12 protein-coding genes are annotated in these 13,542 nt (G+C 59.5%); 4 read left to right on the top strand and 8 right to left on the bottom strand.

Translation table 11 applies throughout. The annotated features are described in order from the left end of the window. Window positions 1-4: 4 nt before the first annotated feature. The 3 genes from GJA_RS13855 to GJA_RS13865 form a co-directional block, all read right to left on the bottom strand. Window positions 5-790, bottom strand: coding sequence for an ATP-binding cassette domain-containing protein (locus GJA_RS13855; RefSeq protein WP_038493176.1), 786 nt, complete (start codon window positions 788-790; stop codon window positions 5-7). A gap of 3 nt (window positions 791-793) precedes the next feature. Further along, window positions 794-1,951 (bottom strand): ABC transporter permease, encoded by a 1,158-nt coding sequence (locus GJA_RS13860; protein ID WP_038493177.1) that lies wholly within the window; start codon window positions 1,949-1,951, stop codon window positions 794-796. Between the two features lie 139 nt (window positions 1,952-2,090). Beyond that, window positions 2,091-3,137, bottom strand: coding sequence for a sugar ABC transporter substrate-binding protein (locus GJA_RS13865; RefSeq protein WP_038493179.1), 1,047 nt, complete (start codon window positions 3,135-3,137; stop codon window positions 2,091-2,093). A gap of 226 nt (window positions 3,138-3,363) precedes the next feature. Here GJA_RS13865 and GJA_RS13870 point away from each other — a divergent pair, with 226 nt between their 5' ends. The 4 genes from GJA_RS13870 (at window position 3,364) to GJA_RS13885 (ending at window position 7,670) form a co-directional block, all read left to right on the top strand. Then, on the top strand, window positions 3,364-4,230 hold the full coding sequence (locus tag GJA_RS13870; protein WP_038493181.1) for a MurR/RpiR family transcriptional regulator: 867 nt from the start codon (window positions 3,364-3,366) through the stop codon (window positions 4,228-4,230). Then, window positions 4,223-5,209, top strand: coding sequence for an inositol 2-dehydrogenase (gene iolG, locus GJA_RS13875; protein WP_038493183.1), 987 nt, complete (start codon window positions 4,223-4,225; stop codon window positions 5,207-5,209). The genes GJA_RS13870 and iolG overlap by 8 nt, the downstream gene beginning before the upstream one ends. Window positions 5,210-5,236: 27 nt before the next feature. Continuing rightward, window positions 5,237-6,259 (top strand): Gfo/Idh/MocA family oxidoreductase, encoded by a 1,023-nt coding sequence (locus GJA_RS13880; protein ID WP_038493185.1) that lies wholly within the window; start codon window positions 5,237-5,239, stop codon window positions 6,257-6,259. Between the two features lie 163 nt (window positions 6,260-6,422). Further along, window positions 6,423-7,670 (top strand): hypothetical protein, encoded by a 1,248-nt coding sequence (locus GJA_RS13885; RefSeq protein ID WP_144241536.1) that lies wholly within the window; start codon window positions 6,423-6,425, stop codon window positions 7,668-7,670. Window positions 7,671-7,789: 119 nt separating this feature from the next. On the opposite strand, the gene ampH is transcribed toward GJA_RS13885, so the two are convergent. The 5 genes from ampH to GJA_RS13910 form a co-directional block, all read right to left on the bottom strand. Next, window positions 7,790-8,902 (bottom strand): D-alanyl-D-alanine-carboxypeptidase/endopeptidase AmpH, encoded by a 1,113-nt coding sequence (gene ampH / locus GJA_RS13890; protein ID WP_051780836.1) that lies wholly within the window; start codon window positions 8,900-8,902, stop codon window positions 7,790-7,792. A 153-nt stretch (window positions 8,903-9,055) separates the two neighbouring features. Further along, the gene (locus GJA_RS13895) at window positions 9,056-10,165 is read right to left on the bottom strand and encodes an ABC transporter ATP-binding protein (protein WP_038493187.1); all 1,110 of its coding nucleotides are present in this window, start codon (window positions 10,163-10,165) and stop codon (window positions 9,056-9,058) included. Between the two features lie 9 nt (window positions 10,166-10,174). Continuing rightward, the gene (locus GJA_RS13900; RefSeq protein WP_051780838.1) at window positions 10,175-11,047 is read right to left on the bottom strand and encodes a carbohydrate ABC transporter permease; all 873 of its coding nucleotides are present in this window, start codon (window positions 11,045-11,047) and stop codon (window positions 10,175-10,177) included. Continuing rightward, a complete protein-coding gene (locus tag GJA_RS13905; RefSeq protein WP_038493189.1) occupies window positions 11,044-11,928 on the bottom strand; it encodes a carbohydrate ABC transporter permease in 885 nt (294 codons plus the stop codon). Before GJA_RS13905 ends, GJA_RS13900 begins: the two co-directional genes overlap by 4 nt. Window positions 11,929-12,029: 101 nt before the next feature. Beyond that, window positions 12,030-13,277, bottom strand: coding sequence for an ABC transporter substrate-binding protein (locus GJA_RS13910; RefSeq protein ID WP_038493191.1), 1,248 nt, complete (start codon window positions 13,275-13,277; stop codon window positions 12,030-12,032). Window positions 13,278-13,542 lie beyond the last annotated feature (265 nt).

The following is a 13,542-nucleotide window of genomic DNA, read 5'->3' on the forward strand; positions in this document are numbered from 1 at the left end:
CTTTCTAAATAGTGACGCCGTCGAGTTCACTCATCAGCGTTTGCATTTCCGCGCCGCCGGCCATCATGTCCAATACTTCATCCTTGGAAACCGTTTCCTTGGTGTAGGTGCCGAGCGACTTGCCGCGATTGAGCAAGGTAAACGAATCGCCGACCGGATAAGCGTGATGGACGTTGTGGGTAATAAAGATCACCGACAAGCCCCGTTCGCGCGCCTTGTAAATCAGTTTTAATACATTGAACGACTGTTTGACGCCCAGCGCGGCGGTCGGCTCATCGAGGATCAGCACGCGCGCGCCGAAGTGGATCGCGCGGGCAATCGCCAGGCATTGCCGCTCGCCGCCGGACATGGTGCCGACCGCCTGATGCGGATCGCGCACCATGATGCCCATTTCAGCCAGCTTGTCGCGGGCGGTATTGGCGGCATACTCCATGTCCATCACCGGAATTACGCCGAGGAATTTTTTCATCGGTTCGCGGCCCATGAAAAAGTTGCGCGCCACCGACAGCAGCGGCACCAGCGCCAGGTCCTGGTAGACGGTGGCCACGCCCATGTCGAGCGCTTCTTTCGGTGAATTAAAATTGACCGGCTTGCCATCGACCAGGTATGAGCCCGTGGTCGGACGATGCACGCCGGCCAGCGTCTTGATCAGCGTCGATTTACCGGCGCCGTTATCGCCCAGCAAGCAATGCACTTCGCCGGCCTTCAGCCGCAAGGTGACGTTTTGCAAGGCGATCACCGAACCGAAACGCTTGCTGATATTTTCCAGCGCAAGGATATAGTCGCTCATGGTTTATCTCGCTTCCGTCACGCGCGCACGCACAAAGTTATTGAACAACACCGCGATCAGCAGCATCACGCCGAGGAATACGCGGAACCAGTCGGAATTGATGTCGGTGTAGGTAATGCCGATCTGCACCACGCCAAAGATCAGCGCGCCGAAACAGGCCCCGACTACCGAACCGTAACCGCCGGTCAACAACGAACCGCCGATGACGGCCGCGATGATGGCTTCGAACTCTTTCTGGATGCCACGGTCGGCGGCGGCCGAGCCGACGTCGAACACTTGCAATGTCGCAAACAGGCAAGCACAGAAGGCCGTGAAGACAAACAGCGATACCTTGATGGTCTTGACCGGCACGCCGACATTCTTGGCGGCGTTGGCGTCGCCGCCGACGGCGAAGATCCAGTTGCCGATGCGGGTGCGGGCCAGGATGAAGCTGCTGACGATCGCCAGGCCCAGCCACCAGACGATGACTTTCGGAATGCCTTTGACCAGCGGCAAGCCATTGTCGAGCGCGGTGATCCAGCCGGCCTTGGCCATCCACTGGAACAGGCCGGTGCCCACTTCGCCATGGAACAGCGTCATCGCCAGCCAGTCGTCGTTGGCCAGCGGGCCGATGCCGCTGACGATGGTGCGGTTGGCAAACATGATCGACAGCGCCAGCGTCAAGCCGCGCAAGATGAACAGGAAAGCCAGCGTGACGATAAACGACGGCAAGCGGGTCTTGATGACCAGGTAGCCGTTCAGCCAGCCCAGCGCCATCGAGCCGCCGAAGGCGAACAGGATAGCCAGCCACACCGGCCAGTGAAAGTAGACGGAGGGAATCGCGATCATCATGCCGGCGAAGCCGATCATGGAACCGATCGACAAGTCGAATTCGCCGGCGATCATCAGCACGCAGGCGCCGATGGCGATGATGCCGAGGTAGGACGCGACTTGCGACCAGTTGATGACGCCATCCAGGTTGAACATGCCGGAATTGCCGGCAGTCAAGCCAAAGAATAAAAAGACCAGGATGGCGCCGGAAATCGATGCGAATTCGGGGCGGCCGAACAGGCGCTTGAACCAGGTGACTTGTCCCACCCGTTCATCGTGGCCCGCTTTCGGCGGCGACTGTTGCGCAGCGGCTGTGTCAGCCGGTGTCGCGTTTAATTTAAGCGCACTCATGATGATTCTCCAATATTTTTATTACCGCCGTCCGACCATCGCGCGGGCGTGGGACGGCATGCCCCGCGCGTTGCAGCAAGGACTGCCACCGCGCGGGGATTACTGCCTCAAATCAGTCTAGAAGTTACTAGCGTCGGAATTAGCGGAATTGGCCGGCGTACTTTTCAACCTTGCCGATATTGTCTTTCGTGACAAAACCGGGACCGGAACTGATATGGCGCGGGCCGTATGATGGCGCCAGACCGTATTCAGCCAAGCGGGCCTTGAACTTGGCATTGGCCATCAGGATTTCCTTGACCTTGGCCAGGTCGCTGGTTTTTTGCTGCTTCATGATGGCCAGCACCGCGACCGGGATATACCCTTGCAGGTAAGGCTGCTGGTCGATGGCGAACTTGACGCTGCCATCCTTGATGCCCTTCGAGATTTCATCCGACAAGTCGAAGGTCGCGAACCACATCTTGCCTTTCAAACCCATTTTTTCCAGCGCTTTCAGCGAAGCGTGGGCCGAGGTCGGTCCCAGCGCCAGCACCGCCTGGGTTTTCGGGTTGTTGCGCAGGTAAGCGCTCAGCTTGCTTTCGATGGTGGTCGGATCTTCGCCGGCATCCAGCGTCGAGGTCTTGAAATCGACGCCCAGCGCTTCGGCGAAACCGCGGCAACGCTCGAACGACGATGGATTGGTGGCGTAGTGATTGACGCACACAAACGATTTGATGCCAGCCGCCTTGGCTTTTTCGCCGGCGCCCTTGCCGGCGTCGTATTCAGGCTGGCCGACGTGCATCACGGCGCCCAGTTGTTCGCTTTGCGCCAAGGTGCCGGAATTGATGGTGATGAACGGGATTTTCTTGGCGGCGACTTGGCCCAGCGGCTTTTGCAGCACATTGAAGTCGGCGATGCTGACCACCACGCCATCGTAATTGCGGGCCGCGGCCTGCTCGACCAGGCGCGCCATGTCGGCCAGGTCGCCATTCGGCGGATTACGGTAATCGACGCTGACGTTAAAATCTTCGCCAGCTTGCTTGACGGAATTCTTGATGGTGTTCCACCACGAATCCGAATCCGGCGCATGGCTGATCAACACGAATTTTTCTCCCGCGGCATGACTGACACCGAAGGTGCCGGCCAACGCCAGGCCGAGGCCCAAGGCGGTCAAACCCTTTAGCAAGTTCTTGCGCTTATTGCTTTGCATAACTGTCTCCAATATGGATTAATTTTTATAGTTGCTAGCTTGTCAGCGTGTCATCGGCCCTGGACTAAAAGGCAAGCTCCAGATCGTGCACTGCAAACAGCTTAGACCACAAAAAAGCCGAATGCAATAAAATTTTCAAAATAAATTTAAATAGAAATTCGTTTCTATTTTCGACAATCGATCCTATAATTCTGGCCAGAACAGCATTTCACACCACAGGATAGTCATGCCAGAAACCGCTCCGATCGAGCAACTGATGCAACACATCGCCGACGAATACGACGGCTTGTCGCGCCAGTTGAAAGTGATCGCCCAATACATCGAAAAACACCGCGCCAGCCTGATGCTCGAACGCATCAGCGACATCGCCGCCGCCTGCGACGTGCAACCGTCGGCGATCGTCCGTTTCGCGCAGCGCTTCGGCTATTCGGGTTTCAGCGAAATGCAGGACGTATTTCGCCAGGCCTATACCGACCAGGCCACCACCACGCCCGATTACCAGCAGCGCATCCGCAAACTGATCGCCACCCGCGACAGCCAGATCGGCGTCGGCGACATGACCCGGGAATTCGTCAACGCCAGCCGGGCCGGCCTCGACGACCTGGCCGCCGGCCTCGACGACACGCAGCTGGAAGCGGCCGTCAGCCTGCTGCAAAAGGCCGAGAATATCTACGTGATCGGGGTGCGCCGCTCGTTCCCGATCGCGTCCTACATCGCGTATGCGCTGGAACACACCGACAAGCGGGTGCACCTGGTATCCGGCCTGGGCGGCATGTACCGCGAACAGATGCGCAGCGTGCGCGAGCGCGACGTGGCGATCGCCATCAGCTTTGCGCCGTATGGCAAGGAAACCCAGCAATGCATCAAAGTGGCGCAAGACAATGGCGCCAAGGTATTGGTCATTACCGACAGCAAACTGGCGCCGCTGGCCCGCGCGGCCGACGCCTTGCTGACGGTCACCGAAGGCAGCGCATTCGCCTTCCGCTCGCTGACGAGCACGATTTGCCTGTGCCAGGCGCTGTTCATCGCGCTGGCCTACAAACTAGAGTTGGACATCGAAGAAATCAAAAACCCAGGAGACGAAGATGATTGAAGTAGCATTATTTGGCGCCGGCCGCATCGGCAAGATCCATGCCGCGAATCTGGCGGCACAAGCCGGCGTGCAATTCAAATACGTGGTCGACGTAAACGCCGCGGCGGCATCCGCGCTGGCGGCCTTGCATGGCGGCGTCGCCGCCTCGGTCGAAACGGCATTGGCGGACCCGGCCATCAAGGCCGTGGTGATCGCCTCCAGCACCGACACGCATGCCGACCTGATCCAGCGCGCGGCGGCCGCCGGCAAAGCCATTTTTTGCGAAAAGCCGGTCGACCTGACCTTGGAACGCGCGCGCGATTGCGCCGCGGCGGTGGCCAAGGCCGGCGTGCTGTGCATGATCGGCTTCCAGCGCCGCTACGACCCGACCTTTTCCGCCGTCAAGCAACGCATCTTGCAGGGCGAAATCGGCACGCCGGAAATGCTGGTGGTCACCAGCCGCGATCCCGGCCCGCCGCCGGTCAGCTATATCAAGGTGTCGGGCGGCATCTTCAAGGATATGCTGATACACGATTTCGACATCTTCCGCTGGATACTCGACGATGAAGCCGTCAGCGTGCACGCCACCGGCAGTTGCCTGGTCGACCCGGCGATCGCCGAAGCGGGCGACCTCGACAGCACCGCCGTCACCATCCGCACCGCCAAGGGCCGGCTGTGCCAGATCAACACCACCCGCCGCGCCGCGTACGGCTACGACCAGCGCTTCGAAGTGCTGGGCAGCGCCGGTATGTTGCAAGCAGGCAATCACAAACCGACCGAAGTGGTGGCTTACAGCGCCCACAACGTCAGTGCGGACAAGCCGGAAGACTTCTTCCTGGAACGTTACCGCGTCGCTTACGCCAACGAAATGTCGCATTTCTTCGACGCCTTGACCAAGGGCACACCGTTGCGCACCACGGTACAAGATGGCTTGAAGGCATTGGAATTGGCCGAAGCGGCAACCTTGTCGTGGCGCGAACAGCGCATCGTTCATTTGTAACATCAAAAAAACCATCACGGAGACACCATGTACCCCCAAAAACTGCGCATCGGCATCGTCGGCCTCGGCCGGCTGGGCCAGCGCCACGCCCAGAACCTGGTCCAGCGCGTGCCGAACGCCGAAGTAGTCGCCGCTTGCAGTCCCCTGCAAGCCGAACTCGACTGGGCCGCGACCACGCTCGGCATCACCCAGACCTACAGCGATTACAGCGCGCTGCTGGCCGATCCGGGCCTGGACGCGGTATTCCTGGTCACCCCGACCTCCTTGCACGCCGACCAGATCATCCAGGCGCTGCACGCCGGCAAGCATGTGTTTTGCGAAAAACCGCTGTCGCTCGACCTGGCCGATTGCCTGAAAGTCGAAGCTGAAGCGGCACGCCACCCACAACTGGTGACGATGATCGGCTTCGTGCGCCGCTTCGACGCCAGCTACCACGACGCCCATCACAAAGTGCAGCAAGGCATGATTGGCAAACCGTATCTGATCCGTTCGCAAACCTGCGACCAGAACGACCCGAGCGGCGCCTTCATGCGCTTTGCGCCGACCAGCGGCGGCATCTTCCTCGATTGCAGCGTGCACGATATCGACCTGGCGCGCTGGCTGCTGGGCAATCCGGTGCCGAAACGCGTGTACGCCAGCGGCAGCAATGCAATCCATACCGGCTTGCAAGCATTCGGCGACGTCGACAACGGCCTGGCGACGGTCGAATTCGCCGATGGCGGCATGGCTTCGTTCATGGCCTCGCGCACCATGGCGCACGGGCATGAAACCTTGACCGAAGTATTCGGCACGGCGGGCCGCCTCAGCGTCGGCAGCAATCCACGCCTGAACCGGGTCGAAATTTCCGATGTGCATGGCGTACGCAATGAATGCACGCCCGACTTTTACGCCCGCTTCAGCGACGCCTTCCTGATCGAAGCGCAAGAGTTCACCGACGCGGCGCTGGGCTTGCGGAAACTGTCGCTGACCCTGAACGACGCCACCGAAGCGACCCGCCTCGGCCTGGCGATGACGCAGGCGATGCGCGAGAAACGGGTGATCGAGTTTTAAGATAGCTCAAGCTGGACTGGACCTGGCCGACGCGGCCAGGTCCAGTCATCGATGATGATGCATCGAGACAAGTATCAATCAGCATGACCACCGACAGCAAACCGGCGCGGTAAAATGCCTATCCATGCCGCCGCCGATAGTCCATTCTGATTGGAATCATCCGATGCCCCACACAAACTCCTCCAGCCCGGTGCAAGCCGTTGCCGAACATTACGTCAAGCTGGTGCTGGCGCTCGGCCAGCACGACGCCATGTATGTCGACGCGTACTACGGCCCGGCGCAACTGCAGCAAGACGCCATCGAGCAGCAGTTGGACCTGGTCTCAATTCGCCGGCAAGCCGGTGCGGCGCTGCAACAGTTGTCCCGCCATCGGCCGGCAGACACCGAAGAACAATGGCGCATGCTGGTGCTCGACAAGCAATTGCACGCGATGCAGGCGCGGGTCGATATGCTGAACGGTCAGGTGTTCCCATTCGACCAGGAAACCACCCTGTTATACGATGCCGTTTCGCCGCATCACGAACGCGCCTATTATGAACAACTGGTCGGTGAAATCGACCAGTTGCTGGCCGGCCCGGGGCCGCTGACGGAACGCCTGCAGGCGTTCCGCCGCCATTTCGTGATTCCGCCAGACAAATTGCAAGCGGTGATGGATGCGGCGATCCGCGCCGGCCGTGAGCGTACGCTGCACTACATCGATTTGCCGCCGGAAGAGAATTTCGTGCTGGAATTTGTCACCGACAAGCCATGGAGCGGCTACAACTGGTACAAGGGCAATTACCAGAGCGTGATCCAGATCAATACCGACTTGCCGATCTATATAGAGCGCGCCGTCGATCTCGGTTGCCACGAAGGGTATCCGGGCCACCATGTGTTCAATGTGCTGCTGGAACAAGCGCTGGTGCGCAACAAGAATTGGGTCGAGTACAGCGTTTATCCGCTATTTTCGCCGCAATCGCTGATCGCCGAGGGCACGGCAAACTACGGCATCGAACTGACCTTTAACGATGCGGAGCGGCTGGTCTTCGAACAGGAAGTGCTGTACCCGCTGGCCGGGCTGGATGGGCGTTTGGCGGAAAAATATGCGCGCCTGAACCAGTTGCTGGCGAAACTGAGTTATGCCGACAACGATGCGGCGATGCTGTACCTGAACGGCACGCTGACGCCGCAAGAAACCATCGACTGGCTGATCGATGTGCGCCTGTATCCGGCGGAAAAAGCGCCGCAGCGCCTGAAGTTTTACGATGCGCTGCGCGGCTACATCATCAATTACAACCTGGGCCAGGACATGGTGCACGATTACATCGTGCGCCAGACCACGGAAACCGACCCGCTGCTGGTGCGGCGCCAGCAGTGGCAGCTATTCAAGCAGTTGATGGCGACGCCGCGCGTGCCGAGCGCGCTGCTGTAGTCTGCTGTAGAACGCCTGGAAAAATGTTCAGGAAATGTTCAGAAGACGGCGCATTGCCGCAGGCAGTACGAATGTACGAAGGCAATGCAACGCCGCCATGGACTTTTTTGGCAAGCATTCTACTCCGCATCCAGGGCGACGACCAGACGATTGACCGACAACGCCAAACTGGCAAACATGTCGATATTCATGCTGGTGACGGACACAAACACGCCGGTGCGGCGGCCCGGAAGCAAGGCCATGTAGCTCATGAAACCACCGCCGCCGCCCGTCTTTTGCAAGATCGCCGGAGTGTTGCCGCTGGCCGCCAGTTGCACCCAGCCCAAGCCCAGTCCGCTGGCGCGCCCTGCCTTGTCCAAACCGGCCACCGCGCTTAATTCCTGGCGTTGCAGGTAAATCGCCAGTGCCTGCGCGGTTTGCGCCGGATTGCCGGCATGCTTGACGCCGAGCAAATGTTGCATCCAGCGCGCCATGTCGGCCGCCGTCGAATACATGCCGCCGCTGCTGGCGGTGGCCTGGGTATCCAGGCAAGGTCCGCTCGGATTGAATTTGCCGCCAGTCATCAGTCGCGCGCATTGCTGCGGACTCGGGCTGGCCGTGGTGTCGTTCATGCCCAGCGGTCCGGTCAGCCGGTCGTGCAGCAATTGGGTGTAAGACTGGCGGCCGGCGCTGGCCAGCGCATCGCCCAGCAAGCCATAGGCGGCGTTCGAATATTGCGCCGCCGCGCCCGGCGCATTGGCAAGGGTTTGCCGTTGCAGCCACTCCCAGCGCAATTCACGCCCCGGCCAGGTAAATGGCGCGGCTTGCTCGGCTTGTTTACCCTCGATCACGCGCGCCAGGCCGCTGGTATGAGTAGCCAGGTTCAGCAAGGTGATCGGCTGGGCGCCGGGCCAGACCGGCACGGTAACGCCGGCCGGCGCATATTTTTGCAAGGGGTCGGACAACCGCACCTTGCCGTCGTCGGCCAGCTTGATCATCAATTCGGTGGCCAGTACTTTCGACATCGAGCCGACCCGCAACAAGGAGTCGGGACCGGGCTTCTGGCCATTGCCAGGCGCGGTTTCACCGTAGCCGAGCAAGGTCAGCTGGTCGCCGCGCACCACCGCGATGACCATGCCGGGCGCCGCGCTTTGCTTGAAAATGGCGGCGCCTGCCCGTTCAAGCAAGGCCTCTCCCGCCACCGCCGGGTATGCCGCCACCATGCTTGTCAACAGGATTGCCGATTTCATCATTGTCCCGTGCTTTCTTATCGATCATCAAACTCGATATGATACACAGCCTGAACCACAAAAAAAACCAAAAAAACCGGAGACAAGCCAGGTCTGCGCGACCCGCCTGTCTCCGGTCTTAAGGAGGACAGAACTGCAACCGGCTTGAGCGCCGCTTTAGACGATGCGTTCGCCGTTGGCTGGATCGAACAAGGCCGCTTTCGACAGATTGAACGACAGGTTCATCGTCTGGCCCGGCGATACCGCTTCGCGCGGGTGCGCCCGGCAAGTGACGGCGGCGCCGTTCAGCTTGGTGGTCAGCAAGGTGTCCGGGCCGGTAGGCTCGACCAGGTCGACCTTGCAGCTCAACTCTTGCCCGCCATCGCCGTGGGCGCTGCTGACGTCGGTGATCTGTTCAGGACGTATGCCCAGGATCACGTCGCGGCCGACGAACGCGCGTACCTTGTCGGCGGCAAACGGCAGCACCAGGCGCATATTGTTGCCGGCGTTTTCGATCGCGGCCGACACTTCGTCGCCGTCGACCGCCAGTTTGCAGGTGATGAAGTTCATCGACGGCGAGCCGATGAAACCGGCCACGAACAAATTGGCCGGATTGTCGTAGATCTCTTGCGGCGTGCCCAGTTGCTGCACGATGCCGTCTTTCATCACGGCGATCAGGTCGCCCATGGTCATCGCTTCGATCTGGTCATGGGTGACGTAGACGATGGTGGCGTTCAGGCGCTGGTGCATCAGCTTGATTTCGGCGCGCATTTCAACGCGCAGCTTGGCGTCCAGGTTCGACAGCGGCTCATCGAACAGGAACAGCGAAGGCTTGCGCGAAATCGCGCGGCCCATCGCCACGCGCTGGCGCTGGCCGCCCGACAACTGGGCCGGCCGGCGGTCCAGCAAATGGGTGATTTGCAGGGTTTCGGCGACGCGGGCAACGATTTCGTCCTGCTCCTGCTTTGGCACTTTCTTGACCTTCAAGCCGAAGGCGATGTTTTCGCGCACCGTCATCGACGGATACAAGGCGTACGACTGGAACACCATCGCGATATCGCGGTCTTTCGGCGGCAAGTCGTTGACGACCTTGCCGTCGATCAGGATTTCGCCGGAAGTGACGCTTTCCAGGCCGGCGATCATGTTCAGCAAGGTAGACTTGCCGGAGCCGGAGCCGCCGACCAGGATCAGGAACTGGCCGTCCTTGATGTCGATGTCGATGCCTTTCAAGACTTCGACGCCGTTGGTATAGACCTTGCGAATGCTGCGTATCGATAAACTTGACATGTATATTCCTTAACCTTTGACTGCGCCTGCGGTCAAGCCGCGCACAAAATAACGGCCTGCGACCAGATAGACCAGCAATGTCGGCAGCGCGGCAATCACCGCGGCCGCCATGTTGACGTTGTATTCCTTGACACCGGTGGAGGTGTTCACCAGGTTGTTCAGCCCGACGGTGATCGGTTGCGATTCGCCGCTGGCAAACACGATGCCGAACAGGAAGTCGTTCCAGATCTGGGTGAATTGCCAGATGATGCACACCACGAAGATCGGGCCGGAGATCGGCAACACGATCTTGCGGAAGATCAGGAAGAAGCCGGCGCCGTCGATACGGGCCGCCTTGATCAGCTCTTCCGGCACGCCAATGTAGTAATTACGGAAAAACAAGGTGGTGAACGCGGTGCCGTACACCACGTGCACGAACACCAGGCCGGTGGTGGTATTGGCCAGGCCGAATTCACCCAGCAAGCTGGCCATCGGCAAGATCACCACCTGGAACGGAATGAAGCAGCCGACCAGCAAGCCGGCGAACAGGGCTTCCGAACCGCGGAAGCGCCAGTGCGCAAACACGTAGCCGTTGAAAGCGCCGAGGAAGGTCGAAATCAGCACCGCCGGCACTACCATTTCGATGGAATTCCAGAAGAACGGCTTCAAGCCGTCGCAGGTGACGCCGGTACAGGCCGACGACCACGCCTTGCCCCACGAATCGAATTGCCACACTTGCGGCAAGGACAGCAGGTTGCCGGTACGGATTTCATCGAGCGACTTGAACGACGTCGACAAGGTCACGTACAGCGGCACGATGTAATAAATCGCGAACAGTATCAGCAGCAGGTACAGGACCACGCGCCCCAGGGTGATGCGGTTATTGCTACGGGTAGGTGTCATCTCATTGCCTTTGCGCTGCGCGTTTCCAGGTACATCAGCGGCACCAGGACTGCCACGATGGTGGCCAGCATCATCATCGCCGATGCCGAGCCCAGGCCCAGCTGGCCGCGGGTGAAGGAAAACTGGTACATGAAGATCGCTGGCACCGAGGACGAGTTGCCCGGTCCGCCGGCGGTCAATGCAATCACCAGGTCGAAACTCTTGATCGCGATGTGCGACAGGATCAGCAGCACGCTGAAGAATACCGGACGCATGGCCGGAATCACGATGCGCCAGTAAATCACCGGCAGCGTCGCGCCGTCGACTTGCGCCGCCTTGATGATTTCTTCATCGATGCCGCGCAGGCCGGCCAGGAACAGCGCCATCACGAAACCGGACGATTGCCAGACCCCGGCGATCACCACGGTGTAGATCGCCATGTCGGAATTGACCAGCCAGTCGAAGGTGAACGAGGTCCAGCCCCAGTCGTGCATCACTTTTTCAAGGCCCAGGCTAGGATTCAACATCCATTTCCAGGCGGTGCCGGTGACGATGAAAGACAGCGCCATCGGGTACAGATAAATCGCGCGCAAGGCTCCCTCGGCGCGGATCTTTTGGTCGAGCAAGATCGCCAGGAACAGGCCGATAGTGATGCTCAAACCGATAAAAAGGGTACCGAAAATGCCCAGATTCTTGAGCGAGGTCCACCAGCGCTCGTTATCGAACAGTTCGTAGTATTGCACCAGGCCGGAAAAATCGTAGTTCGGCATCAGGCGCGATTCGGTCAGCGACAGATAACCGGTCAAAATGATGAAACCATAGACAAACAGCAAACTTGCGATGAGCGTCGGGCCCAGGACAAGCTGCGGTATCCAGCGGTCGAATTGCTTGCGTAATGACATAGGACAACCGTAGAAGTAAAACTGTGTGTGGCGCCAAACAGGCGCCTGCGGACATGCCGGATACAAAAAAGGCGCCGGCTATCAAGCCGGCGCCTCGGGTATTACTTCACTTTTGCTGCTTTGGCCAGGGCCGCTGCCGCATCTTTCGAGCTCATGTTGCTGTTCATGAATTTGGCAACCACGTCCATCACCGCGCCTTGGGTCGCCGAAGGCAACGCCATGCCGTGGGCGAACGATGGCACCAGCGAACCGGCTTTGTTGCTTGCATCCATGTCATCCATCGACTTGATCGCGCAGGCGTCGAACTTGTCGCGCGACACGCCCGAACGGACCGGGATCGAACCCTTGTTCAAGTTGAAGATCGACTGGAACTTCGGATTCATGATCGCGTTGGCCAAAGCGATCTGGCCTTTTTTGGCGGCTGGATCCTTTTGGGTGAACATCGCGAACGAGTCGACGTTAAAGGTGAACGACTTGTCGGTGCCCGGTGCGGCGATGCACTGGTAATCGCGGCCAGGAACTTTACCGGCGGCGGTGAATTCGCCTTTAGCCCAGTCGCCCATGAATTGGAAACCGGCCTTGCCGTTGATGACCATCGCGGTGGCCAGGTTCCAGTCGCGGCCTGGCGCGTCCTTGTCGATGTAGCCCTTGATCTTGCCCAGGGTGTCGAACACCTTGATCATGGTCGGGCCGGTCAATTCTTTTTGATCCAGTTGCAAGATCGCTTTTTTGTAGAAAGCGGTGCCGCCCACGCCCAGCGCGACCGATTCAAAGATGGTCGAATCTTGCCAAGGCTGGCCACCGTGGGCGATCGCGACCGCGCCGGATTTCTTGATTTTTTCGGCGGCGTCGAAGAACGCGTCCCAAGTGGTCGGGGTGCCGACCACGCCGGCTTTTTTCAGCACTTCAGGGTTGACCCAGATCCAGTTCACGCGGTGCACATTGACCGGTGCCGCAACGTAGTGGCCTTTGTATTTCATGATGTCGGCGACCACTTTCGGCAATACGCTATCCCATTTGCCTGGAATCGCGGCATCGTCGATGTTGGCCAGCACGCCTTCGCTGCCCCATTCCTGGATCGATGGCCCCTTGATTTGGGCGGCGGTCGGCGGATTGCCGGAAATGACGCGGGTTTTCAGTGCGGTCGCGGCGTTTTCGCCTGCGCCGCCAGCCACGGCGAAATCTTTCCAGCCGTAACCTTCTTCTTTCAGAATTTGTTGCAGTTGACCTACCGACTTGGCTTCGCCGCCGGAAGTCCAGTAGTGCAAGACTTCAACATCGGTAGCGAAAGCGCTGCCGGCGAAAGCCAAGGTGCTCAACATCACGACTTGTTTGAGTTTCAGTTTCATCTCCGCATTCCTTTTATGGTCTAGCTATAGGGGCTCGGCGCGGCGAGCCTGCCGCCACCGAATTTAGGTGAAAAACTACGCCTGTATCGGCGCTTTTCGCTTACCACCGGCTGGCATCGCTGCCGTGCCGGACATCATCGAGGATGACAGTGGTGGTATCGCCGGATGGAAACATAGCATAAGCGTCATGCTTGCGCCATCCAGCGACGCCATCAGCGCGCCCGTGGACTGGCCATGGGCGCGCTGTGACAAAATCACATTAGAA

The organism is Janthinobacterium agaricidamnosum NBRC 102515 = DSM 9628 (assembly GCF_000723165.1).
GTDB classification, from domain to species: Bacteria; Pseudomonadota; Gammaproteobacteria; order Burkholderiales; family Burkholderiaceae_D; genus Janthinobacterium; species Janthinobacterium agaricidamnosum.